This window comes from Marinobacter sp. 1_MG-2023 (genome assembly GCF_030549045.1).
Lineage (GTDB): Bacteria > Pseudomonadota > Gammaproteobacteria > Pseudomonadales > Oleiphilaceae > Marinobacter.
In genome coordinates this window covers 570,944-596,371 of record NZ_JAUOST010000002.1, presented here as the reverse complement: position 1 = coordinate 596,371, position 25,428 = coordinate 570,944, and the positions used below count along the sequence as shown (strand labels likewise).

Here is a 25,428-nt window from a genome sequence, read left to right as displayed (position 1 = left end):
CCCTCGCAATGGAAATCAACGTCAATTATCTCGACAACCTCCGAGTCGAAGCCAAGTTTGATGACTTCTCGGTGATTGCCGATCAGCCTATTCGCTACAAAGGTGACGGCTCGGCACCCGGTCCATTTGACTACTTTTTGGCTTCGTCAGCGTTGTGCGCTGCCTATTTTGTGAAGGTGTACTGCCTGGCGCGGGATATTCCAACCGACAATATCCGCCTGTCCCAGAACAATATTGTGGATCCTGAAAATCGCTACAAACAGATTTTCAAGATCCAGGTAGAGTTGCCTGAAGATCTTTCCGAAAAGCATCGCCAGGGCATAGTTCGATCAATTGATCGCTGTACCGTTAAAAAAGTTGTGCAAACCGGTCCGGACTTCCAGATTGAATTGGTGGATAGCCTGGATGCCGACGCACAAGCCCTGCTGATTGCGAAACCGGAGGACGGCGCCAGTACCTACATTGCTGGTAAAGACCTTCCTTTGGAGCAAACCATAGCCAACATGACCGCCATTCTGGCGGATCTGGGCATGAAGATTGAAATCGCGTCCTGGCGCAACATAGTGCCTCACGTGTGGTCACTGCACATGCGAGATGCGGCTTCGCCGATGTGCTTTACCAACGGTAAGGGTGCCACCAAAGAAAGTGCTCTGTGTTCGGCGCTGGGTGAGTTTATTGAGCGCCTTAACTGTAATTTCTTTTACAACGATCAGTTCTTCGGTGAAGAAATTGCCAATAGCGATTTCGTTCATTATCCGAGGGAGCGATGGTTCAAGCCGGGGCCCAATGACGAGCTACCAGAAGAGATTCTGGATGACCATTGCCTGGCCATCTATAACCCGGAAGACGAGCTTTGCGGCTCTAACCTGATCGACACCAACTCTGGCAATGTTGCACGCGGAATTTGCTCATTGCCGTTTGTGCGCCACTCCGATGGGCAAGAGGTGTACTTTCCTTCGAATCTGATCGAAAACCTGTTTCTCAGCAACGGCATGAGTGCCGGTAACACGTTGCAGGAAGCGCAGGTTCAGTGTCTGTCGGAAATCTTTGAACGAGCGGTCAAAAAACAGATTATCCAGGAAGAAATTTCATTGCCTGATGTGCCTTTGCACGTGCTGGAAAAATACCCAGGCATTCTTGAGGGTATTCGGGCGCTGGAGGCTCAGGGGTACCCGGTCCTGGTAAAAGATGCCTCTCTTGGTGGTCAGTTTCCGGTGGCCTGCGTCACTTTGATGAATCCGAAAACCTGCGGTGTTTTTGCCTCCTTCGGCGCGCACGCCACTATGGAAGTGGCGCTGGAACGCAGCCTTACAGAATTGATGCAGGGGCGTAGTTTTGAGGGCCTGAACGATTTGCCGCCACCGACGTTTAACAGCTTCGCAGTTTCTGAGCCAAACAATTATGTGGAGCACTTTATTGATTCCAGCGGGGTTGTTTCCTGGCGTTTCTTCAGTGCCAAGCCCGACTATGAATTCAATGAATGGGACTTCTCGGGTACCAACGAGGAAGAAGCCGCCTGCCTGTTCAGCATTCTTGAAGACATGGGCAAAGAAGTGTACACAGCGGTTTTTGAAGATCTGGGCGCTCCCGTTTGCCGCATGCTGGTACCCGGCTATTCTGAAGTTTACGAGGTCGAAGATCTGATCTGGGATAACACCAATAAAGCTCTGGATTACCGTGAAGATATTCTCAATCTTCACTCACTGAGCGATGAGCAATTGAGTGCATTGGTTGAACGGCTGGACGAGAGCCAGATCGATGAACATACGGATATTATTACCCTGATTGGTATCGAATTCGACGAAAACACCGTTTGGGGTCAGCTAACCATTCTCGAATTAAAGCTGCTGATCAATCTGGCGCTGCAACGTTACGAAGAAGCGCTTGAGCAGGTTGAGACCTTTATCCAGTTCAACGACAACACGGTTGAGCGTGGGCTGTTTTATCGAGCTGTGAATGCCGTGCTGGAGATCACTCTGGATGACGAGCTTGAGTTGAGTGATTACCTGTTTAATCTCCAGCGCATGTTTGGCGAAGAGATTATGAATGCGGTTGTTGGTTCAGTCGAAGGCAGTGTGCGCTTCTACGGGCTTACTCCAACCAATATGCAGCTGGAAGGCCTGGATAAACATCTGCGCCTGATCGAAAGCTACAAAAAACTCCACGCTGCCCGTGCGGCTAAGGCTGTGTAGTGACCAGGCGCAACTTTTCTCATGGTCGCAGTAACAGATGTTGATAGACACGAAGGCGGGGGCAGCTCCCGCCGTTAGCTGTTCGAATTGTGAGGCGTGTTGCTGTCGCCTCGAAGTAATGCTGATTTCAGAGACAGGCGTTCCTGAACGGTTTATCGAGACCGATAAGTGGGGCGGCCAGACCATGGCGCGATCAGAGGATGGTTGGTGTGCAGCATTGGATCGCAGCACCATGTCCTGCTCGATTTATGAGAGCAGGCCGTTTATTTGCAGGGAGTTCGAAATGGGCGGCTACGAGTGTATCGCTGAACGCGCCGCCAACGAGCCGGTGGAATAAAAACCGGCTTCATGGCCACTACGAATCCTGGGCGACTTTTACCCGAATCCGATTTGAGCCCACTCGGGTTTCATGCAGGCGAGCCTTGGCAAGCTTGGCCTCTTTTACATTCGGCATTTTCACAAAGCCGAAGCCTTTTGATTTCCCGGTTTCTTTATCCAGTACCAGAGTGCACTCAGTGACGGTTCCGTGGGCTTCAAAAAGCTCCCGAATTTCCTGTTCTGTTGTGGTGCGTGCGAGGTTGCGGACGAGTAGTTTCATGATTGGCCATATAGAGGAATGATGAGCGCAATTGTTCCAGTGTGAGTTGGCAAGAACAAGCTGTTTTGTATCAGTGATGAGATAGGTTGCGCCTTTGGCCCAGTGAACGTTTGATTAACCAGGGCGTTTACGACAGAATTCCAGCCCGAATCTAAACAGAATCATACCTTCAAGGATTGAAGATATGTCCAAGGCAAACGGACTGCAGTTTACCGCCCGTGTTGGCGAACTCCCCTCTGATTTATTTTCTGTGGTTGGCTTTACGCTGACTGAACGACTATCGGACCTGTTTCACGGCCGTCTTGAGCTGGCCAGCACCGATCCCGGCATTGATGCCTCCGAGGTTCTGGAGCAGCCCGTAGATCTGGTGGTTTGGCAAAACGGCGCGCCCCTTCGCGGCTTCTCAGGTGTGGTGAACGAGTTTGCCCGGGGTGATAGCGGCCACCACCGCACCCTTTATGAATTGGTCATACAGCCGCCTTTATGGCGCCTGGGATTGATGTACAACAGCCGCATCTTCCAGAACCAGACCACAGACACTATTGTGCGAACCCTCCTGGAGGAACGGGGCATTATGGACTTGGTGTTTGAGCTCAAGCGCACACCTCAGGAGCGGGAATACTGCGTACAGCACCGGGAAAGTGATCTGGCGTTTATTCAGCGTCTGGCCGCAGAAGAAGGCTGGCATTATCGCTATCAGCACGGCAGCGTAGACGGTAAGAAAGGAGGAAAGGAGAAGCCCGGATTCCTGATTGCGGACCATCACGGCAATGCACCCAGACTGGAAACCGCCGAATACAATGGCAAAGCCGGTGGCAGCACCCAGCAAGCTGCCGTGTTCTGCTTCCGCTACGAAGAACGGGTCCGTGCCGCCTCCGTGACCATGAAGGACTACACCTTCAGGAACCCTGCCTACGCCCTGATGCACGAACAGAGTGGCGCCAGCCCCAGTCAACGCCAGGACTATGAGCACTTCGACTACCCGGGCCGGTTCAAGGCCGACGCCAGCGGCCAGCCTTTTACCGAAGCGCGGCTGGACGCCTTGAGAAACGACGCCAGCACGGCAATGGGCGAAAGCAGCCGCCCGGACTTTTCCTGCGGCGCCAAAACCAGGCTGACCGGTCACGACAACCCAAAGCTGAACCGGGACTGGCTGCTTACAGCCGTTACCCATATCGGCAAACAACCCCAGGCAATGGAAGAAGAGGGCGGTTCTGAACCCACCTCCTACCACAATACCTTCAGTGCCATACCCACCGACAAAACCTGGCGGCCGAAACGCGCCTATCGCCCCCTGATGGACGGGCCTCAGATCGCCATTGTTACCGGTCCCGAAGGTGAGGAAATCCACTGCGATGAGTTTGGTCGGGTAAAAGTGCGCTTTCCCTGGGATCGGCGCCAGCGCCGAAATGGGGTAGAGAGCACGGAGAACGATGAGCATAGCAGTGCCTGGCTAAGAGTCAGCCAGGGCTGGGCCGGTGGCCAGTATGGCTTTATGGCCCTGCCCAGAATCGGTAATGAAGTCATCGTCTCTTTCCTGGACGGCGACCCGGATCAGCCTATTATTACCGGGTGCACCTACCACGCCACCAACATGCCTCCCTATGCGTTGCCAGAACATAAAACCCGCACCACCCTGAAGACTCAAACGCATAAGGGCGAGGGTAGTAACGAGCTGCGTTTTGAAGATGAAGTGGGCGAGGAGCAGGTCTACATTCACGCCCAGAAAGATCTGGACCTGCTCACTGAAAATAATCGCACTGAAGTCATTAAAAACGATAGTCATCTGACTGTTGAGAATGACCTCTTCACCCATATCAAAGGCAACGAACATCAAACCATCGACGGGGAAAAGCGCGAACAGACCGGCAAGGACCACAGTTTCAACGTAACCGGTACGCTCCACCTGAAAGCCGGTACTGCCTGGCTCAGTGACTCCGGAACAGAGCTTCATATCAAGGCTGGACAGAATGCCGTTATTGAAGCGGGGGCTGAAATAACCCTTAAGGCTGGCGGCAGCTTTGTAAAGATTGACCCCAGCGGTGTGGCCATCGGCGGGGCAGCAATCAAAATGAACGCCGGCGGAGCGGCTGGAACGGGAAGTGGCCAAAAGGTGGCCGTACCTGAGATACCTGGGTCGACATAGAACACAATCAACCAGACGGTACTGGAATCGCGTTTCTGTTAACGATCCAGAACCGACCCAGTTCGCTATCTACGCCAGAAATCAGGTCTGCAATGAGCCGGCCATTCAGCTGCGTAAGGGATACGCCGTGGCCGATGCAGCCCGTTTCCGTATAATAAATGCATGAAGCGTTTTCGCTTCCTGGTTCCTTTGCACACATTACTTGAATAAAGAGAACAAATTTGATGAAAGGGCTCATATTCACTTTTTTAATCATGGCAGCCCCAATCACCCAAGCTGGCGCCTATCGCTGGGTTGATGAAAACGGCCAGACTCACTTTGGTGATCGACCACCCGTGAATGCGGTTTCTGACGAAGTGCACCTGGACATAGCACCTTCCTCCATTGATTCAGTAGCCAGTGAACGAAAGCAGCGAGTGAATGAGTTTCTTCAACAAGCTGAAAAAGAGCGCAACGCCCGGGAACAGGCGCAAGCCAGTCAGGCCACTAAAGCCGCCAAGCATAGAGTTCACTGTGAATCCTTGGAGGCGCGTCTGAAATATCTGAAAAGTGTTTCGGGAATTTACCGGCTGAATAAGGACGGGGAACGCGTTTTCGTGAATGATGATGAAAACGAGCGCATCCGTAACGAGTTTCGCTCGCGTGTCCAGAATGAATGCAAGAATTGAGTCAATTTCGGTGTGTTGCCCTCACCCCAACCTAAGCCATTCTATAATGCGATAAAGCTTCACCAAAGGTACACTGGTCCGCTTGCCAGCCGAAACCTTCGGGGGGGCACCAATTCAGGCATGCGGCGCCTTTAATCGCTGCATGTCGACAGGTAATGGTTTTTATATGGATGACGAACAGCATTCGGGTAAACAACCCGCTCCCGAGCCCGGAAAAACACTGGCCGATCTCGCCACGCCAATCTATGGGCTGTTTATTCTGGGTGTGCTTTACACCTTGTACCTTGCGCATCAGATCATATTGCCCATGGTGCTGGCGCTTCTCACTAGCCTGTTGTTGTCACCCTTGGTGTCTCGAATGTGCTCAGGTCTACACATCCCCAGGGTGATCAGTTCACTGATCCTGGTGTTGTCGTTACTTGCAGCTATCGCAGGGGTAACTATGGCCGTTGCCACACCCGCATTGGAGTGGGCAGGGAAGGCTCCTGAAGGTATTTCCCGTTTGCTGGTCGGCGAAAGCGAACTGAAACGGCAGATCAGCAAGGTGACGGAGTCTGCCCAGAAGGTGGAGGACTCTGTTAGTGGTCTCTCAGATGGAGATGGGAAAAAGCCTGACGCGGAGCCAACAACCGTAGTTCTGCAGACCGAGTCCTGGCGAGCCCAGCTTATGAGCAAAGCCCGGGATGGAGTGGCGGGCCTCGCTCTCGCCATGGCCCTGACTTATTTCCTTCTGGTCAGTGGTGACAGGCTAATGCTGAATTTTGTACGGCAGTTGCCGAGAAGTCAGCGCAGAAGGGTAATGCGCATCAGCCGGGATTCCCAGCATCAGATCGCCCAGTATCTGGCTGTTCTCGGTATCAGCAATACCGCCGTCGGGGTGGCTACAGGCCTGATGGCCTGGGCGGTGGGCTTGCCTGATCCTGCAGTCTGGGGGTTGGTTGCTGGCTTGGCGCGTTTTATTCCTTACCTGGGTGTTATTCTCACCATTCTGTTGCTGGCGGTTGTCTCTGCAGTAAGCCTGGATACTTTGTGGATGATGGCGGTTGCACCGGTGGGTTATCTTGCCCTGACCACAATGGTGGGCTTCTTTATCGAGCCCTGGATTCACGGCTTCCGCATGGCTATCAACCCTATCATTATCTTCGTTTCGATTTTTTTCTGGGGCTGGTTATGGGGGCCGGTAGGCGTTTTGTTGGCAGTACCATTGATGACGGTTATTCAGGTCGTTCTGAAACAGATCCCCAGGTTGCGACCTATCTATAAAGTGATTGCCCGCTAGAATGGTCGGTTTTCAATAGGGAACAAATACCTGCACCCCCCCCCTGACACAGGGGAAGATGTCACCTATCCTGACGGGATGCCTTACATTTCGCAGATAGGGAGGGTTGTCTCCTCATGATCCCCAAGTCGATGAAAGCCATGGTTCTAACCGGCCATGGTGATATTGATAAACTTGAATATAAAGATATGCCCACGCCATCCCCGGCGGCGGGTGAGGTTCTGGTTCAGGTAACCGCTACTGCCAAAAACAATACAGACCGTAAGGCCAGAGAAGGCCTGTACCCCACCAAAAAGGGTGAAACCACTTCATTTCAGATGGGAGGTAAACCCACTCTGACTTTTCCTCGCATTCAGGGCGCTGATATAGCCGGACGCATTGTTGCTGTGGGCTCCGATGTTGATAGCAACCGAGTTGGTGAGCGGGGTCTGCTGGACTTCAACATTTATGCCACTGACCGGCGGGACATAAACCTGACCCCTGATTATTACGGCCATGGCGCGGACGGTGGATACGCGGAATACATCGCCGTTCCATCCGACCAGTTTCATGCCGTGCTAAATGAGGATCTGGCGGATTCCGAGCTGGCAGCAATGGGAATGTGTTCCTATCAAACGGCCATGCACATGCTTACATCTGCCAACGTCACAGCTGGAGAGCGTGTCCTCGTTACCGGCGCAAGTGGCGGTGTAGGCACAGCTCTGATCCAGCTCTGCCGGGTTATGGGGGCCATACCTTACGCCCTGAGTAAAGCGGACAAAGCGGCGGCTCTCAGGGAGTTGGGAGCTGAGGCAGTGCTCGATCGTTCAGATATGGACAGCTTTGTTGAGCGCGTAAAAGCGGAAACTGGCGGCAAGCCCTTTGACGCTGTAATGGATCTGGTCGGCGGTGATATGACCGACCGATTCATCGATACCATGATCTTTGACATGAATGCCCGTGAAACATATCCACGCCTGAGCATTGCCGGCGCCAGTGGTGGAAACATCAGTGAAATCCTCTGGACACGGATTTACCTGTATCAGGTGCAGATCTTTGGCGTATCCCATGGCACCCGGGAGGAAGCAGAGCAACTGGTGGCCTGGATTCGTGGCGGACAACTCAGGCCGGTGCTTCACGGTGCTTTCCGGCTTTCGGAGCTGCATCAGGCGGAGCGCTATTTCATGAATCGTGGTAGCAATTATCTGGGCAAGATTGTGATTGTTCCCGATTCTCAGTGGGAAGAGCACGGAAAACCCTGGTCTCTGGAGAGCAACTCATGACTCAAGAACTGACAATTCAACTTATCGATACCCACGCTGGAGGGGATGTCAGTCGCATAGTGACCGGAGGCATTGACCCCTTGCCTGGCGACACGGTGCGAGCGCAAATGGAGTATCTGCGTGACGATGCAGACGGTTTGAGAAAGCTGTTGCTTGAAGAGCCCTACGGCATTCCCGAGATGTCTGTGGACTTGCTGGTTCCGCCATCCGACCCCCGTGCGGCGGCGGGGTACATCATTATGGAAGTGATGGGGTACCCGATCTATTCCGGCTCTAACACCATATGTACTGCGACGGCAGTGCTTGAAACTGGCATTGTGCCTAAAAAGGAGGGGAGACAAAGCTTCATCCTTGAATCTCCGGCAGGCCTGGTCCACATCGACGCCCTGGTTGAAAACGGAGTGGTTGAGGCGATCACCTGCGAAGGTCTTCCAAGCTATATAGAGACCCATCGAGCGACAATCAATGTCCCTTCACTAGGCACGGTTACATACAGCGTGGCCTACAGTGGTGGGTTTTACGCACTGGTGGATGCACAACCGCTTGGATTTGATCTCACCCTGGACGAGGAACGCGATCTCGCAAGAGCTGCCCACGCCATTGTTGAGGCGATTCAGGCTGAGCGGGGCTTTTCCCATTATACCCTTGGGGATGTCGGCCCTCTGCCATTCCTGCACTTCATGGGGCCGGTTGAACAGGTGGCTGATGGCTACTACCGGTCCCGTTCAGCGACCTACGTGCACCCGGGCGTGATTTGTCGGAGCACGACCGGTACGGGTACTTCTGCGAGGCTGGCGCTCATGAATTATGAAGGGCTTATAAAGCCGGGAGACAAGTTGGAGACGGTGTCGCTCAGGGAGACCGGCTTTATTGGTGAGTTCTCGGCAATCGAGCAGGAAGGCCGTTATCAGGTCGTGAAAAACAATATAACCGGAAAGAGCTATGTTATTGCGCGGTCGGATATTGTGGTGAACTGCGACGACTCGCTCGTAGACTGTGATGGTCTTCATCATATTCTCACCAATAGATCATCATCCTGACACTCGTTCGCCTAAAGTTTACCTTTACGTAAAGTGAAGGCTATGATAAATCTTCATCCATGCATTCAATGATAAAAATAGCAGGAGTTGATCATGAGTCTTCCGGAATACGCTGACGTTTATAAAAACTTCGATGCCGCCGCACTTGAGGCGGACATTCTGGACGGAAGTCTGGAGAACGGGTTGAACGTTTGTCATGAAATTTGCGACAAGTGGGCGACTGACCCCGGGAAAGTGGCGCTCTTCTACGAAAAAGATGGCGGTGGCGATGGTGTGCTCACCTTTGCTGAGCTGAAAGAGCAGTCTGCCCGGTTTGCGAACTATCTGGCTTCCCAGGGCATTGGCAAAGGCGACCGGGTTGCCGGCCTGCTGCCCCGGGGGCCAGAGCTGCTTATTGTTATTGCCGGCACCTTGCGTGTAGGCGGCGTTTACCAGCCGCTGTTTACAGCCTTCGGGTCCGGCGCTATCGAGTATCGGTTAGAACGCGCTGGCACAAAGCTGGTCGTGACAGATCCGACAAACTACCCGAAACTCGACGATGTAAAGGATTGTCCGCCAGTTCTCTGTGTTGATGCCGGGGAAGTGGGTGCTGAGGTTCCGGACTTCCATAGCACTCTTGCCGAGCAGAGCGCTGATTTTGAGCCGGTTATGGTCAAGGGCACAGATCCATTCCTGCAAATGTTTACCTCGGGCACCGTTGGCAAGTCGAAAGGCGTGGCCGTGCCAGCCCGAGCTCTGATGGCCTTCTATGTATACATGAAGTACGCCGTTGGCCTGCGTGATGACGATACCTTCTGGAACGTCGCAGATCCGGGTTGGGCCTACGGTTTGTATTACGCAGTAGTCGGGCCGCTTCTGATGGGGCACGCTACCCACTTCAATCCGGGAGCGTTCACGCCCGAGTCCACCTACGACATGATCCGCAAATACAAGATCACCAATCTTGCAGCGGCACCTACGGCCTATCGCCTTCTTAAGGCCAATGATCACGTTCTCCCTGAGGGCGAGAACCTCGGGCTTCGTGTTGCCAGTAGTGCGGGTGAACCGCTGAACCCGGAAGTGGTCAGCTGGATCAAAAACCGTCATTTCTGCCCGGTCATGGATCACTATGGACAGACAGAAACCGGTATGACCTGCTGTAACTTCCATGAGCTTGCCCACCCCATGCGCCAGGGTGCAATGGGCTATTCATCGCCAGGTCACAGAGTCGTTGCCCTGAATGAAAAAAACGAAGAAGTGGGTGAAGGTGAGGTTGGGCAGATTGCGGTGGATGTAAAGGCATCTCCCCTGTTTCACTTCGATGGCTACACCTGGGGTGAAAAAGACCCGTTCGTAAAAGGCTACTACCTCACCGGCGATATGGCGATCTGCCACGGTGATGGCAGTTTCTCCTTCAGTGGTCGCGACGACGATATTATTACCACGGCCGGTTACAGGGTGGGTCCTGCCGATGTGGAAAGCACTCTGCTGGAGCACGCAGCGGTTGCTGAATCCGGGGTCGTTGCCAAGCCTGATGAAAAGCGTGGCTCGATCATCAAGGCCTACGTGGTGATCAAAGGCGATCAGCAGCCGGCTGATGATCAGGCTCTGCGGGATGAGCTACAGGAGCTGGTTCGCCGCAGGCTTTCGACGCATGCCTTCCCTCGGGAAATTGAATTCGTGGACGAGCTTCCAAAGACGCCCAGCGGCAAGATTCAGCGTTTCGTGTTGCGCAACCGTGCTCAGGAAGAGCCGGGTTCATGAAAATCACTTTTGAAGAGCTGGACCGGTTTCTTCAGGAGCAGTTTCCCCAGGGAGCCGCCTACGGCACCCTGAGGAAGCTTGGCGACGGCTGGGCCGAGATGAGCCTGGATGTCGACGACGGGCACCTCAGGCCGGGCGGGACGGTGTCCGGCCCGGTGATGATGGGACTGGCGGATGTAACCCTCTATGCAGCGCTACTGAGCAGGATTGGCCTGGTGCCTCTGGCAGTGACCACCAATCTCAATATCAACTTTTTGCGCAAGCCCGCCGCCCATACCCCGATCTGGGCCAGGGCAACCATGCTTAAGGTGGGGCGCACCATGGGAGTGGGTGAGGTTTTTGTTTACTCGGAAGGCGGGGAAGAGCCGGTTGCCCACTCAACGATGACTTACTCCATACCGCCAAAAAAACATGAGAATTAGATTGACGTCTACGTAAACGTCAATCTAATCTGTAGACAAGTACAAATGTACAACAATAACAAAAGGTAGATTGGCTCATGAGTGACCAGTTCGTACTGGAGACCCGAAACCTTGTTAAAGAGTTCAAGGGTTTTGTTGCGGTCGACGACGTGAATCTGAAGATTCAGAAAGGCCACATACATGCTCTTATCGGCCCCAATGGTGCTGGTAAGACGACCGTGTTCAACCTGCTCACCAAGTTCCTGATCCCGACACGTGGACAGATTCTCTTTAAAGGCGAAGATATTACGCCCATGAAGTCTGCTGCCATTGCCCGCAAAGGTATGGTTCGCTCGTTTCAGATCTCTGCTGTTTTTCCCCATATGACAGCCCTGGAAAATATCCGTGTTGCGCTGCAAAGCTTCGAAGGAAGCTCTTTCAGCTTCTGGAAGTCAGGTGCTTCGCTGAATCGACTGAACGAGCATGCCATGGAGCTTCTGGAGTCCGTTGGCCTCACTGAATTTGCAAACACCATGACGGTTGAACTGGCCTATGGCCGAAAACGTGCCCTCGAGCTGGCAACTACTCTGGCCATGGAGCCGGAAATACTGCTACTCGATGAGCCGACCCAAGGCATGGGGACGGAAGACGTTGACCGAGTTGTGGAGCTGGTTCGTAAGGCGGCTAAGGGGCGAACGGTTCTGATGGTCGAGCACAACCTGAGTGTTGTTTCCAAGCTGTGCGATCGGATAACCGTACTGGCTCAAGGCTCCGTGCTCACCGAGGGTGATTATGAGGCAGTTTCTGCTGATCCCAGGGTTCGTGAGGTCTACATGGGGACCGGCGCCAGTGGTGAACGGGGAGCGGTAGCAGCAGAGGAGGCCACCCAATGAGCCAGGACGCGACGAGGGAGTACGATCAGCTGCGCATCTCGGGGCTTCACGCATTTTATGGTGAATCCCACATTTTGCATGGTATTGATTTGGTCGTTAAACGGGGCGAACTGGTTACGCTGCTCGGCCGCAATGGTGCGGGCAGAAGCACCACTCTTAAAGCGATCATGAATATGGTGGGCCGACGCACTGGCTCAATCATGATAAACGGCGAGGAGACCATGTCCTGTGCCCCCCACAATATTGCCAGGTTGGGCGTCGGGTATTGCCCCGAGCACCGGGGAATTTTCGCCTCCCTCAGCGTGCATGAAAACCTTACCTTGCCGCCGGTTGTGCGCAGTGGTGGCATGAGCCTGGAAGAAATTTACACAATGTTCCCCAATCTCTATGAGCGCCGCTTCAGCCAGGGCACCAAGTTATCAGGTGGGGAACAACAAATGTTGGCTCTTGCGCGCATCCTGCGTACGGGCGCCAACATGCTTTTACTGGACGAAATCACCGAAGGTCTGGCTCCCGTTATTGTAGAGAAGCTGGGCGAGGTCTTGGTAGATCTGAAAAACAAGGGTCTTACCATCATTCTGGTAGAGCAAAACTTCCACTTTGCAGCGCCATTGGCCGACCGTCATTACGTGGTTGAGCATGGCCGGATTGTAGAGGAAGTCAGTGCCGGCGAGTTGGAAGCAAAACAGTCGGTGCTGGATGGCTATTTGGGTGTCTGAACTCGGATAGATGTATGTGAAAGTAAAAAAAGAGCAACAAAAACCGAACCAACGCAAAACAGTAGCGGAGAAATAATAATGACAATTATGAAAAAGCTTCTGACCTCAGCTGTCGCTTCAGCCCTGATGGTAGGCGGTGCCCAGGCGGACATCACCAATGATACGGTAAAGATTGGCTACCTGGCCGATATGTCCGGTACCTATCGTGACCTGGCCGGTCCGAATGGCCTGAAGGCACTGGAAATGGCCGTCGCCGATTTCGGTGGCACGGTTAAAGGTGCCAAGATTGAAATTGTTACCGCGGACGATCGTAACAGTCCGGACGTAGCCTCCAGTACAGTGCGTCGTTGGGTGGAGAACGATAACGTCGATATGGTGGCGGGCCTCGTTGCATCTTCTGTAACCATCGCCGCGACCAAAGTTATTGAAGAGAACAACAAGCTTGGTCTGGTTAACGGCTCTGCCGCATCCAGTATTACCAACGAACACTGCACCCCGAATCATATCCATTACGCTTATGATACCTATCCATTGTCAGTCGGTACGCCTACCGCGATCGTTAAGGAAGGCGGCAAAAGCTGGTATATCCTGACAGCCGACTACGCATTCGGGCACTCCCTGGAAGCAGACGTTACCCGTATGGTCGAATCCAATGGCGGGGAAATAATCGGTAGCATTCGCCACCCGTTCCCGACTCCGGATTTCTCCTCATTCATCCTGCAGGCGCAGGCCTCTGGTGCCGATGTTATCGCCCTGGCAAACGCCGGAGCTGATACCACCAATGCCATTACCACTGCTGCAGAATTCGGTTTAACCCAGTCGGGCCAGACTCTGGCCGCGCTGCTGCTGTTTCTGACTGACGTTCACGCACTGGGTGCTGAAACCGCTCAGGGTATTCAGCTGACCACCGGCTGGTACTGGGATAAGGATGAAGAAGCCCGGGCCTGGTCCGACCGCTTTTGGGATGAAACCGGCGTAAGACCGACTATGGTTCATGCGGGCATCTACTCCAGTACGATCCATTACTTGAACGCTATTGCGGCAACAGGCTCCGATGATTCGCAGACTGTACGCAAACAGATGATGGATACGCCAATTAACGACATGTTCGCCAAAAATGGCCGCATCCGTGAAGATGGCCGTATGGTTCATGACATGTACCTGGCACAAGTCAAAACTCCGGAAGAGTCCAGCAACGAATGGGATCTGTACAAAATTATCCGCACCATTCCAGGTGATGAGGCGTTTCGCCCGCTTTCGGATAGCAAATGCGCGCTGGTTAGCAGCAAGTAACGCGTAAGCAAGTGTGAGCTCCCTGGCGTTTGCCGGGGAGCGCAAAACACGGCTCAAAGCATTACGCAAAAATAAAAATTGATTCAATGTCTGTGCTGCTTCTGGAGTTAGCAACATGTCCATGATTTTCGGCGTGCCCATGGCGGTGCTGTCTGGCCAGCTTCTGATCGGGATAATCAACGGTGCTTTTTACGCGCTCTTGAGTCTCGGGCTGGCTGTTATTTTCGGCCTTCTCAAAATTATCAACTTTGCCCATGGTGCCATGTACATGCTCGGCGCCATGGCCACGGTCATCATGTTCGACACCCTGGGGGTGAACTACTGGGTGGCTCTTTTCCTGGCGCCTGTTCTGGTTGGCATAGCCGGGGTACTTCTCGAATACTTTCTTCTCCGTCGCATCGCCGGGCAGGATCATATTTACAGCCTGCTCCTGACGTTCGGTGTCGCGTTGATCATGCAAGGCATTCTCACCAATATTTATGGTGTATCCGGCCTTCGCTATGCGATGCCTGATGTGTTCAAAGGCGGTATAAACCTCGGGTTTATGTTCATGCCTTACTACCGCGCCTGGGTAATCGTGGCCGCCCTTATTGTGTGCTTTGGCACCTGGTTCATGATTGAGAAAACCAAGTTGGGTGCCTACCTGCGTGCAGGTACTGAAGACTCCCAGCTTATGCAGGGCTTTGGTATAAATGTGCCTTTGCTGGTCAGCCTTACATACGGGTTTGGCGTTATGCTCGCTGCGTTTGCGGGTGTGCTCGCTGCACCTATCTACTCGGTAACCCCCGTAATGGGCTCGCACATTCTGATTGTGGTGTTCGCTGTGGTGGTTATCGGCGGTATGGGCTCCATTGGTGGCGCCATTATTACCGGCATTCTCATGGGTGTAGTAGAGGGGCTAACCAAAACCTTCTACCCGCCTGCGTCGTCTGCTGTGATCTTTCTGGTCATGGTAGTTGTGCTGATGATCCGGCCCAATGGCCTGTTCGGCAAGGAGGCATAATCATGAGCCAGACCGATATCCACTCCCAGATTCATCAATCTATCCTCAAACAGCAAAAAGCTGAGGACCGCAGAAAACTGATGCTGAACGGGTTCCTGTTGGTGTTGCTGCTGCTTGCACCGTTTGTGATTTACCCTGTGTTCCTGATGAAAATCCTGTGCTTCGCGCTGTTTGCCGTCGCCTTCAACCTGTTGTTCGGGTTCACCGGGCTTCTGTCTTTTGGCCATGCGGCGTTTCTCGCGACGGGCGGATACACAACGGGCTATCTGCTCAGCAACTATAGTGGCCTCACTACAGAGATGGGGATTATTGCCGGTACGCTGGTGGCAACTGTGCTCGGGTTGGCTTTTGCTCTCCTCTCCATTCGTCGCCAGGGCATATACTTTGCCATGGTAACTCTGGCATTGGCCCAGTTGGTGTTCTTCTTCTTTGTACAGTCGCCGTTTACCGGTGGTGAGGATGGTATGCACGGCGTACCCAGAGGGGAGCTGCTCGGGTTTATCAATCTTGAAGACAACCTGAACATGTATTACTTCGTGCTGGCTGTCTTTCTCGGTTGCTACTTGTTGGTTCAACGGATCGTCGGCAGCCCCTATGGTCAGGTGCTCAAAGCCATTAAACAGAACGAGCCGCGTGCCGTATCCCTGGGCTACAAAGTGGATCGTTACAAGATACTTGCATTTGTGATCTCGGCAGCACTGGCCGGCCTGGCGGGCTCCATGAAGTCTGTGGTATTCCAGTTGGCCTCTCTGAATGATGCGCATTGGCACATGTCCGGTGAAGTTATTCTGATGACGCTTGTGGGCGGGATGGGCACTTTGTTGGGGCCTGTTATAGGTGCAATGTTTGTGGTTAACGTTGAGTATCAACTTGCTCAAGGCCCACTCAGAGACTGGGTCGACCCGATCCTTGGTGGTGTCTTTGTCATCACCGTGCTGGCGTTCCGCAGCGGTATCGTGGGTGAAATTCAGAAGTTCGTGAGGAAAAATTTGGGGTAGTGAATATAGCTCCGTACACCGTAAAAGGGCCACTTTAATAGTGGCCCTTTTTATTTGTCCGCTTTACTAAGTAGAACGATAACCGCCATCCGTGCCCAAATTTCTTTTAGCGTATTTTTGCATTACCGGAGTCTTAATAAATGATAATCAATAAGTAAAATTCAGGTGAATCAGAAATTTATATATTTTTGGTTGGTTTTTTAAGCTTGGGTGAGTGGCTCATTTGTTGTGCTATATAAAGTTATATGCCAGTTTGTAGGCGAGCGTTTCGGAACAGCATAAGAGTTTTTATTAGCCTTATGGTGATTTTATAAAATCCGAGCTGTTAAATGTTTTGGCTCCAAAACGCGAAGTAATGGATTGTTTAGGAGTCATTTAAAAGGGAGGAAAAATCATGTTGTATTGGGCATTGGTTTGTCTGGTTGTCGCTATCATTGCAGGCGTACTGGGCTTTGGCGGTATCGCAGGTACGGCAGCAGGCATCGCTAAAGTTCTGTTTTTCATTTTCGTTGTATTGCTTGTTGTTTCTCTCGTTATGAATGCAATGAAAGGGCGTGGGCCATAAGCGCCGGTTAAACAGCGTATATTGTAATGCCAATGTAATGCCAACTTTAAATCACTACAGCGACATCATTATGCTGTTTTGAGCCAAGAGGAGAAAATCATGAATGACGATATTATGGAAGGAAACTGGAAACAGCTTAAAGGAAAAGTGCGCGAAAACTGGGGTAAGTTGACAGATGACGATGTCGACGAGATCGCGGGTAAGAGAGAGCACTTTGTTGGCAAAATTCAGGAAAAGTACGGCATGAAAAGGGACGAAGCTGAGAAAGAGTGGGACAGGCTCACTAAGTAGTTATCGTCGCTATGCCCTGTTACCGATTGCGCGTCATGCGCAATCGGTAACAGGGGCCATCGAAGGTTTGCTCAGCGTCCTAATCTTACGGGGGATGACAAGATGTCTGAACACGATAGATCGGTTCTGGGAGAAGAGTATTCCCACAAAATCAGCGAGGAATTTGATAGTCAGGATGCTGCGGAGCGTTGTCTGGAGTCGCTCGAAAGTCTGGGCGTTTCCCGTGAGCAGGTCCAGGTCATCCAGCCAAATGATCCTGGCATGGAGCGTAAAGTGGAGCCTGAGACACAGGGTATAGCCCGTTCTCTGGTTCAAGCACATGTGCGATTCGGGTTGGTTGGCCTTGTGATCGGACTGGTTGTTGCCGCCCTGATGGTAACCCTTGGCCCGGAACTGACCCGGTCCAGCCCTGTGCTGACATTTATCGCTTTAGGCTTTTTGTTCTCTGTGCTGGCCCTTCTCATCGCAGGCGCGGTATCTCTGCGACCTGATCATGACATTGTGATCGAAAAGGCGCGTATGGCCAAAGATGACGGTCGCTGGACGGTAGTGGCCCACTGCGACAGCATTGAACAGCAGAAGCTGGCGAAGACAGCGATGGGTAATAGCGTACAAACCCTGTAGGGCCCATTAAAGTGGAAGTTGGTTCTGTCAGAATTTGAGTGAGGTGTCGATATGGTTAAGAGAAAGGATTCATTCCCTTCCCGGTTAAAACACCAGAAAGATCCGTTCCTGAGATCGGATCCCGTTGTCCACTCGCGAAATCAGCATCGCTGGGAAGGCCCTCTTGATGAAGTGTCTCTTTCGCGTTACGAGAGAGACGGGTTTTTGTGGTTTAAAGGCTTTTTCAGTCAAGAACGGATGATGCCGTTTTTTGATGAGCTTGTGGAAATGGCAAAAGACGAAAAACTTAAGGAGTCGGATAAGGTCATTAGCGATCCGAAGAGCGGAGAGCTACGATCCGTTTTTGGTATGCACGAACTATCCGATAACTTCAGTCGTTTAACCCGAGACCCCCGGATACTGGGAATGGTGCGCCAACTCCTGGGTAGCGAGGTTTATATCCATCAGTCTCGCATTAACGACAAGTTCGGCTTTGAGGGTAGTGGTTTCGATTGGCACTCGGATTTCGAAACCTGGCATGCGGAAGATGGAATGCCGCGCATGAGGGCAGTGAGTGCCTCCTTGATGCTCACCGACAACAACGAGTTTAACGGACCATTGATGTTGATCCCTGGCTCGCACCATTATTTTGTACCTTGCGTGGGTGAAACCCCCGACCTTAACTGGCGAGACTCCCTCAAAGCCCAGCAAGTGGGCGTTCCTGACCGTGATAGTTTAGCGAGACTGGCGGAGCGTGGTGGTATTGAGGCACCTAAAGGTCCGGCTGGATCCTTGCTGTTGTTTGAGTGTAATACCTTGCATGCGTCTAACAAGAATATGTCACCCTGGCCTCGTTCAAATCTGTTCTTCGTTTATAACAGTGTTGATAATAAGTTAGGTGAGCCGTACGCGGCGAAGCGTGAACGTCCTGAACATCTGGGGGTTCGGAAAAATTGCGCGCCTTTGTCGATGCATGATGATTTCCCCGAACTTTCTCACCAGGGCGTGCCACTGCTCAAGAAATAAGGTCTGCTAACAAGATTATGCGAAGGGGACGTATGCGTGTATGAGTGGATAGCAAAGCACCATCAGGTACTTTCTGTGTGCGCGAGCCTGGGATCGGTAATTATATGGGTAGTTTATGCCCAACTTCTGTACCTGGGCTTTCGGAGACAGCGTAGCCCTCGCCTGATTATAAATAGAGGTCGTAATAAAGACATCAATGCACTCTGCCTCATAAGTAATATGAGCGCAGAGTCCGTGTTTATCGAATACATAATTGCGAAACTCGAAACTTCGGAAGGCGTTATCACCATGGATGTGACCGATTTCGAGCAGGATTACAACGAAGGCGACGAAGATGATCAGAAGCGTACCGGGTCGTCAGACAAGCCTTTATCAATGAGCGTAAAGGAAAATACCAGGCAAGGGCCGATTGAGCCCGGAGGCTTTATACATATCGGTACTTTTTGTGAATTGATCCAGCGCCTGGCCCGAAGTGAGGGTATCCAGATGGAGACTGACGCGCCCGAAGGCAATCTTGAGTTTCACCGTCTTACACTGCGACTGATAGGAATTTATGGACCCGAAAATATGCCGATTGGGGCAGAGCGCAGTTTTGATTTCAAGGCGAGCGAAAGTCATTTTGGCCTTGTACCAACGTCCTGGGATACAAAGCAGTTGGCATCTATGTGGCAACGCCGACAGCTGCGTAAATCCGTTGAAACGCTGAACGCGACAGATTTTTCGTCCTCTTCCTCGTTTCAGCGCGCTGACCGGGAGCAAGGTGTTGATAATCGATCTGCCGCCGAACAGGCGAGCCGGGCAGGGAGGTAGGCGATGGCGACTGGTTTTGAGACAGTCGCTTTTACAGTGGCAGGTATTTTAATTGTTGCCGGCGTGTGGCTGGATTTCATTGCTACCGCAATGACAGCTTCCTCAACGGGTACTCTGTCGAGATTTTTTTCTCACGGAGTTCACCGGTTTTTCAAAGCGGGAAGTCAGCTTTTTCGGTCGCCAGGCTGGAGTGTAGCTGCAGGCCCCTGTATTACCCTCTCTCTGATTTTACTCTGGTTTGGTCTCAGCTGGTTAGGTTGGTCGTTGGTGTATTTGGGTAGCGAGGGGGCAATCGTTAGCTCCACAACGCGACTGCCTGCGCAGAGTTATGAGACGGTATACTATGTTGGTTTTGCGCTGACTACTCTGGGCACCGGGGACTTCATTCCAAGTAGCACTCTGTGGCGCTTGGTATCAGTTGCGACCGCATTTAATGGTCTTGTCCTGGTCACATCATCTATCACCTATGCAATCCCGGTGATCCAGGCGACTGCGGCCAAGCGAGCACTTTCGCTGCAGTTTGCAATCTGGGGTGACAGTGTGGAATCGGTGCGCAGGCATATAGAAAACGATCGAAGCTACTCATCTCTCACAAGTTATCTTGAATCCGTACCCGCGCAAATTTTACTCGTTGCCCAAAACCACCTGGCGTATCCAGTTCTCCATTATTTCCACAGTCCCGCTTCCGCATCATCATTGGCCTTGCAAATAGCTGTGCTGGATGAAGTTCTGCGTGATTTACCTGATGAAGCATTTGAGCGTCAGCCGGAGTTGTATGTTCTTGTGCCTAATTGCACCAGAGCAATCACTGAGTTTCTCACCACGCTCTCCCGTGTTTTTATCAAGCCCGCCAGGGAGGAGCCTCCTGGCGGTGAGGGAGGAAACTCGACGAGTATTGCACGGCGCCTTACTCGAGAGCACAGCACGATTGCCGTGAGTGAGCGGCGCAAGCTCCTCAAAGCTCTGGTTGAAGAAAATGGTTGGAGTTGGGAAATGATTCACGCAGCTCAGAAGTGATCCCGCCGGCTGGTTGGTCCGATATAGATATAGACCGAGTTATCTCTTCGGTAGTCCACCCGATGGACAGCAATGCCTGGTTTACCCGCTTCCTGCGCTGAGAAGCGCGTTGCTACGCCTGCGGCTTCGCCATCACGAATGCGCTCGGCCTCAGCCTCTTGTGTCCAGGTGTTGCCAATGCAACGGGCAACAGAGTCGATGGACTTGTCATACATCGCTTTGGCTACATCTTCATTTGGCGCTGTGCTTGAGCACATGTAGGCGCTGTCCTCATTGGCCCATTCCCAGATCTCGCAATGACCACTGATTATCTGCTCTTTGGCCCGGAAAACCGTAATCGACTGGAAAGTGCTCGCTTTGCCTCGATAGCTGGAAAATCCCGAGTTGTAGTCCGCGACGATGTTTTGCAGTGAGGCACAAGGGTCCTCCACCCCAAGTGTAAGTTTTTCCTGAACTGCGCAACCTGAAAGGGAAAGGCCTATCAGCAGGGGGGTACACTTCAGCATTTTATAACTCATCGTTTTCACGCTCACTCTTTAAAAGGTTCACCGAGTTCGCGCACAACTTTAAAAGAGGACGCGTTATTGTCTTGCGATAAAATATAGCAAAGTTTTGGCGGTACTGGCTGTCCTGAACAGGGGAGCATGATAAATCATTCAATAGAATGATGTTTCTGAATTGATGGGCATTAACCTTGGTATTGTCTAACCTAAGGGCAGACAGCCGTGTCAGCCTGGGCTCAACCGTGTTGAGCGGGATGGTTGCAGCAACAGTTATGGGAACGCTTCTGGTTCCTGTTTTTATAAGTGGATTCAGTCACTGAGGGACCGCAAGGCGGCTTGAACCGCGTGGATCTCGGTTGTGTCATACAGCGCCACCCGCGTATCGGAAGCCTGGATCAGCAAGCCGATCTCAGTGCATCCCAGAATAACGGCTTGAGCGCCTCGCGTGGCCAGTGAATCTACAACATCAAGATAAATAGCTTTTGAGTCAGGGTTGATGACGCCCTGGCACAGCTCTTCGTAGATGATCCGGTGTACAGCATTTCGTTCGCTGTCATCCGGAATGATGACGCTGATGCCCTGTCGCTCGAGCCGCTCACGGTAGAAGGTTTGTTCCATGGTAAATCGTGTGCCAAGCAACCCCACCGATGTTATACCGTCTTTTAACAGCGCATTGGCTGTGGCATCTGCAATGTGAAGTAGCGGTACCGCGCAAGCTTGCTCAATTTCCGGGGCAACCTTATGCATGGTGTTTGTGCAAATCAGGAGAAGGTCGGCGCCACCGGCTTCAACGGATTGCGCTGCGGATATCAGTATCTTCGCAGTGCCGTCCCAGTCTCCCCTATGCTGAAGACTCTCGATTTCTGCAAAATCCACGCTGTAGAGAATAATCTTTGCAGAGTGGAGCCCGCCGAGTTGTTCCCGAACTTTCTGGTTGATGAGGCGGTAGTAAGTCTGGGTGGATTCCCAACTCATGCCTCCGATTAATCCGATGGTTTTCATAAGGCTTCAGTTGCTCAACAGATCTGCATGGATTTCGGCGCCCAGTCCTCTGTAGTACCGTCAGGGTCTTAGATATTGGTCATCGTACAAGCATCTACCTCGCAGATGAAACTTCTTGTTACAAAAATGTAAATGAGTATAATTATCATTAACATTTGGTCTTGGTTTTCATCTGGAGGTTCGTTCATGATCCAACGCACTATGGATTGGTTGCAGCTCTTTGGAGCTCCGAAAGCAGTTTTGGTATTGGCTGGGAGCCTTGCCATTGCAGGCTGTGGAGGCAGTTCCGGAGGCGATTCATCATCGACTGATTCGGGCCCCGAAAACGTGGTGTTTAGTGGGGTTGTTACCGATCCAGCCATTGTTGGGTCCTCGGTACGGCTGATTAACAGTGAAGGCGATGTACTGAGTCGACTGGCTCAAACAGGTACTAATGGTGAGTTTCAACTGGAACTTGGTGCTGAACAGGCTGAAGAGGTCACAGGTGTTTTGGCTACCGGCGGCAAAGACAGCTTAACCGGGCTGGAGTTCACCGGGCTGGTTTTGACCGCACCGATAGACACTGCTGGTGATTCCCTGGTGGTGTCACCACTGACAACTTTGCTTGGCAGCAAGGATGAGCAGGAACTAGCGCAAATTCTGGGGTTGTCTGAGGCTGAGATTAAAGGCGATCCAGCTGCATCGGTGAAAGCTCAGCGCGCAAGCATGCTGTTGTCAGAGTTGATGGTTGCGTTGCGAGGAACTGATGATGCCAACGACCTTATTGCCGATGCTCTTGCGGCGGCAGGCACAGATACAACCGGCGGTGCGAATTTCATCGCTGCTGCTGAGAGATTGGAGGCCAGTGAGTTAACCTCGGGTTCCGCGGATCTGGCGTTGCAATCACTGGCTAAACGAGTTGCAGCCTTGAATTCACTGGTAACAGATCCGGAAGCAACTCCGAAAGACACCGTTGAGGCATTCAACCGCGTCAACCTTCGTGAAGGTGTCGAGCAGTATTTTATTTCCAATCTGGGGCTGTCAGAAAGTGAACAGCTTGCCAGTAATGCGGATGGCGTAGCCGATGCAATTTGGGGCGCCATTGGAAAGCGAGGTGTTCCCACAGACAGTTCTGCCTTACTGAATATGGTTCGCTTTGTTCTGCTCGATAACAACGTCGTTGTTACTGATTTGGCTGCAGGGGATGTAGTTTTGCCTACTGACCTTGGTGCCGATGGCGTGCTACTTCAGCTGGCGGATCGTAATTATGTAGACGTTACTCAGCCCCTGGCTTCCGGTGAAGAGCTGGGTAATGATAATGCTACACGCGTTGACTATTTCTTCCGTTCCGATGTATCTCCGTATTTTCGTGCTCTTCAGGTTTTTGAGGGAGTTTACGATGATGCATTGCTGGATCCGATATATGGCGCCGTGGCGGCGGGGCAGGCTTCGGCCGGCTTGATTGACGAGGCGGAATTGACGGTTTCAGCTTCTGTTTTTGGTGCGGTTGAGCGTGCTTTGAGCTACCGCTCTATCGGGCTGGCGTTGCTGGATCGGGGCGACAGTAGTGCTTCCGTTGATTACCTCAAAAAATCCAGGGACACCTATCTGAGTTATCTTGAAGCCAAAAGCGATCCTGCTGGCCCGCTGGAGTTGGATGGTGATGACGCAGCTTATTTTCAGCAACTCAGCGATGATTTTCTTGCTGCGGGCAATGAAACTGAATCGAGCGCGTCGTTTGACCGGATATCTACATACCTGACCGCTCAGCAGGGAACTTATTCCACGGCTTATGCGCGCCTGGTTTACGCCATGAAGCGCAACATTGAAGAGCTGTTCGAAGCCGAGTCTGATCGCGTTGTAACTGCAAATCGTGCTTTTCGCGAAGCGGTCTACGGGCTGGGTTCCAATGGAACGACGCGCAACTGCAACTCTGTCAGAAATAGCCTGCTGGCTGATGTTGCGGATTTCGGCGTTCGTTTAAACGACACTGCGGCAGTTAGTGAAGCGCTGGGAGCCTTCAGCCAAAGCTTTGATAACGCTTGCGATGTGTCATGGTCATCTCGTATTTCTGAACGTTTTGCGTACAGCTTTGGCTATCTGGAACGTGCCGACGAATTCCGTCAGTTGGTTGAGCAAAAGGTTCTACCAGAAAGCGAGCAGTATGCAAGCTCCGCACTGGCAGCGCTGTCTCTATACGATGCGTTGGCCAAGGTCGAGGAGGGCGACCTGGAAGGTGCCATCAATGTGATTGTTGCAAGCACGACCGATATAGAGGATCAGCTGCAGGCACTGACTTACGACGACATTATTGATCGCAACTATCTCGCTGGCACACTTTACGCTCGTGGAGAGAATGACAAGGCAAGGCAGGTGTTGGACTTTGCGTATGGTTTGTCCATATCTGACGAGTTCTACGATCAAACATCGCCTACTACATTTACTGCGAATGGCTGTGCGGAAATGTCACTGCGTTATCAGCAGTGGGAAACTGAGGAACTGGCGCAGGAGAAAATGAGGCTTTGTAAGAACGAGGTCACGGGCAGGGATAACCAGCAGTCTACGGATGACCAATTTATTGTTCGTGCGGTCCTGATACCCAAGTACCAGCGGGTAGGTCTGGTTGATGAAACCCTGGAGCTGGTGCAGAGCTACAACGACCTGATCCCGATTCTGCAGACGCCCGCTGACCGTTTGGCAAAAACCCTGGTGGCCGGAGAATTTTTTGCGTCGGCAGGGGCATCTGAGAAAGCTGAACAGAATCTGACCAGCGCCTGGGGTCAGGCCAAAGATCTGGTAAATGCGTCAACCACAGATGAAGAGCTTGTTGATGCAGTCGAGAGCTGGGTAAACGTCAGCAAATATCATGCGGACGTTGCGGACATTATTCGTGAAAACCTTCGTGGTGAAAATGCGGCGTTGACTCAGCGTGTGGAGGCTCTTCGAGCCAGCGCCATTGCCGAACTTACGTCAGGTGAGGGCATTCAGTCATATATTGATCAGCTTAATTCACCGGAAACCAGGGAAGATCTCTATAGCGAAGTGGTAAGTCAGTTGGCCCGGGCCAGAGCCTTTGATCAGTCTGCTGCACTTGCTCAGAAAGCCGAGACTGCTCCGGATATAAATAGCCGTCTGAAACTCGTTGCAGAAGAACTGGTTGATTACGACGATTTCCCGGGTACGACGGTGATTCGTTTCGACTTTGATCAGGATGGGCTTCCGGACTTTTTCAATCCTCAGTCAACGTCTGAAGAGCGGGCGGATCTGGGGGTTACGATGGATCCGGATATTGATGGTGACGTCATTCTCGATACAACGGATATCTCACCATACGATGCTGCTTGATGCGGGCTGTTAATGATGAGGCCGGCGGCTTTGCCGGCCTCCTTCTCTGTAT

General features: G+C 52.3%; 24 protein-coding genes. 21 read left to right on the top strand and 3 right to left on the bottom strand.

What is annotated here, in order from left to right; genetic code table 11:
- Positions 1–8 precede the first annotated feature (8 nt).
- On the top strand, positions 9–2,192 hold the full coding sequence (locus Q4606_RS08755; RefSeq protein ID WP_303607367.1) for an OsmC domain/YcaO domain-containing protein: 2,184 nt from the start codon (positions 9–11) through the stop codon (positions 2,190–2,192).
- 37 nt (positions 2,193–2,229) lie between these two features.
- Positions 2,230–2,529, top strand: a complete 300-nt coding sequence (locus tag Q4606_RS08750; RefSeq protein WP_303593886.1) for a YkgJ family cysteine cluster protein — start codon at positions 2,230–2,232, stop codon at positions 2,527–2,529.
- An 18-nt stretch (positions 2,530–2,547) separates the two neighbouring features.
- Here Q4606_RS08750 and Q4606_RS08745 read toward each other — a convergent pair whose 3' ends face one another.
- Entirely contained in the window at positions 2,548–2,790 is a 243-nt protein-coding gene (locus Q4606_RS08745) for an RNA-binding protein (protein ID WP_303607286.1), read from the bottom strand.
- A 184-nt stretch (positions 2,791–2,974) separates the two neighbouring features.
- Between Q4606_RS08745 and Q4606_RS08740 the strand changes: the two genes are divergently transcribed.
- From Q4606_RS08740 to Q4606_RS08655, 18 genes are all read left to right on the top strand, one after another.
- Positions 2,975–4,936: a type VI secretion system Vgr family protein gene (locus tag Q4606_RS08740; protein WP_303607285.1), complete on the top strand. Its 1,962-nt coding sequence runs from the start codon at positions 2,975–2,977 to the stop codon at positions 4,934–4,936.
- A gap of 224 nt (positions 4,937–5,160) precedes the next feature.
- Positions 5,161–5,604, top strand: a complete 444-nt coding sequence (locus tag Q4606_RS08735; protein WP_303607284.1) for a DUF4124 domain-containing protein — start codon at positions 5,161–5,163, stop codon at positions 5,602–5,604.
- A gap of 166 nt (positions 5,605–5,770) precedes the next feature.
- Entirely contained in the window at positions 5,771–6,883 is a 1,113-nt protein-coding gene (locus tag Q4606_RS08730; protein ID WP_303607283.1) for an AI-2E family transporter, read from the top strand.
- A gap of 116 nt (positions 6,884–6,999) precedes the next feature.
- Positions 7,000–8,145 (top strand): zinc-binding dehydrogenase, encoded by a 1,146-nt coding sequence (locus tag Q4606_RS08725; protein ID WP_303593877.1) that lies wholly within the window; start codon positions 7,000–7,002, stop codon positions 8,143–8,145.
- Positions 8,142–9,185 carry a proline racemase family protein gene (locus Q4606_RS08720; protein WP_303593875.1) on the top strand — a complete coding sequence of 348 codons (1,044 nt, stop codon included), beginning with the start codon at positions 8,142–8,144 and terminating at the stop codon, positions 9,183–9,185. The genes Q4606_RS08725 and Q4606_RS08720 overlap by 4 nt, the downstream gene beginning before the upstream one ends.
- A gap of 93 nt (positions 9,186–9,278) precedes the next feature.
- Complete coding sequence (locus Q4606_RS08715) at positions 9,279–10,928, top strand: AMP-binding protein (protein ID WP_303607282.1); 1,650 nt, start codon at positions 9,279–9,281, stop codon at positions 10,926–10,928.
- Positions 10,925–11,350 (top strand): PaaI family thioesterase, encoded by a 426-nt coding sequence (locus Q4606_RS08710; protein ID WP_303593871.1) that lies wholly within the window; start codon positions 10,925–10,927, stop codon positions 11,348–11,350. Before Q4606_RS08715 ends, Q4606_RS08710 begins: the two co-directional genes overlap by 4 nt.
- 77 nt (positions 11,351–11,427) lie before the next feature.
- Positions 11,428–12,222, top strand: a complete 795-nt coding sequence (locus tag Q4606_RS08705) for an ABC transporter ATP-binding protein (RefSeq protein ID WP_303593870.1) — start codon at positions 11,428–11,430, stop codon at positions 12,220–12,222.
- Positions 12,219–12,941, top strand: a complete 723-nt coding sequence (locus tag Q4606_RS08700; RefSeq protein WP_303593869.1) for an ABC transporter ATP-binding protein — start codon at positions 12,219–12,221, stop codon at positions 12,939–12,941. Before Q4606_RS08705 ends, Q4606_RS08700 begins: the two co-directional genes overlap by 4 nt.
- Positions 12,942–13,019: 78 nt before the next feature.
- Positions 13,020–14,234: an ABC transporter substrate-binding protein gene (locus tag Q4606_RS08695; RefSeq protein ID WP_303607281.1), complete on the top strand. Its 1,215-nt coding sequence runs from the start codon at positions 13,020–13,022 to the stop codon at positions 14,232–14,234.
- A gap of 115 nt (positions 14,235–14,349) precedes the next feature.
- Positions 14,350–15,237 (top strand): branched-chain amino acid ABC transporter permease, encoded by an 888-nt coding sequence (locus tag Q4606_RS08690; protein ID WP_303593867.1) that lies wholly within the window; start codon positions 14,350–14,352, stop codon positions 15,235–15,237.
- Between the two features lie 2 nt (positions 15,238–15,239).
- Complete coding sequence (locus tag Q4606_RS08685; protein ID WP_303607280.1) at positions 15,240–16,235, top strand: branched-chain amino acid ABC transporter permease; 996 nt, start codon at positions 15,240–15,242, stop codon at positions 16,233–16,235.
- Between the two features lie 394 nt (positions 16,236–16,629).
- On the top strand, positions 16,630–16,800 hold the full coding sequence (locus tag Q4606_RS08680) for a DUF1328 domain-containing protein (protein ID WP_303593863.1): 171 nt from the start codon (positions 16,630–16,632) through the stop codon (positions 16,798–16,800).
- A gap of 99 nt (positions 16,801–16,899) precedes the next feature.
- Positions 16,900–17,091, top strand: coding sequence for a CsbD family protein (locus Q4606_RS08675; RefSeq protein ID WP_303593861.1), 192 nt, complete (start codon positions 16,900–16,902; stop codon positions 17,089–17,091).
- Positions 17,092–17,193: 102 nt separating this feature from the next.
- Entirely contained in the window at positions 17,194–17,715 is a 522-nt protein-coding gene (locus Q4606_RS08670) for a hypothetical protein (protein ID WP_303607279.1), read from the top strand.
- 51 nt (positions 17,716–17,766) lie between these two features.
- Complete coding sequence (gene thpD, locus Q4606_RS08665) at positions 17,767–18,720, top strand: ectoine hydroxylase (RefSeq protein ID WP_303607278.1); 954 nt, start codon at positions 17,767–17,769, stop codon at positions 18,718–18,720.
- Between the two features lie 219 nt (positions 18,721–18,939).
- Positions 18,940–19,530 (top strand): hypothetical protein, encoded by a 591-nt coding sequence (locus Q4606_RS08660; RefSeq protein WP_303607277.1) that lies wholly within the window; start codon positions 18,940–18,942, stop codon positions 19,528–19,530.
- 3 nt (positions 19,531–19,533) lie between these two features.
- Positions 19,534–20,547, top strand: coding sequence for an ion channel (locus Q4606_RS08655; RefSeq protein WP_303607276.1), 1,014 nt, complete (start codon positions 19,534–19,536; stop codon positions 20,545–20,547).
- Here the strand turns inward: Q4606_RS08655 and Q4606_RS08650 are convergent.
- Positions 20,538–21,053, bottom strand: a complete 516-nt coding sequence (locus Q4606_RS08650; RefSeq protein ID WP_303607275.1) for a hypothetical protein — start codon at positions 21,051–21,053, stop codon at positions 20,538–20,540. The two genes, Q4606_RS08655 and Q4606_RS08650, sit on opposite strands and share 10 nt — an antisense overlap.
- Before the next feature lie 306 nt (positions 21,054–21,359).
- Positions 21,360–22,052 (bottom strand): aspartate/glutamate racemase family protein, encoded by a 693-nt coding sequence (locus tag Q4606_RS08645; RefSeq protein ID WP_303607274.1) that lies wholly within the window; start codon positions 22,050–22,052, stop codon positions 21,360–21,362.
- Between the two features lie 186 nt (positions 22,053–22,238).
- On the opposite strand from Q4606_RS08645, the gene Q4606_RS08640 reads away from it, so the two are divergent.
- Positions 22,239–25,376, top strand: a complete 3,138-nt coding sequence (locus Q4606_RS08640) for a hypothetical protein (RefSeq protein WP_303607273.1) — start codon at positions 22,239–22,241, stop codon at positions 25,374–25,376.
- Positions 25,377–25,428: the final 52 nt, after the last annotated feature.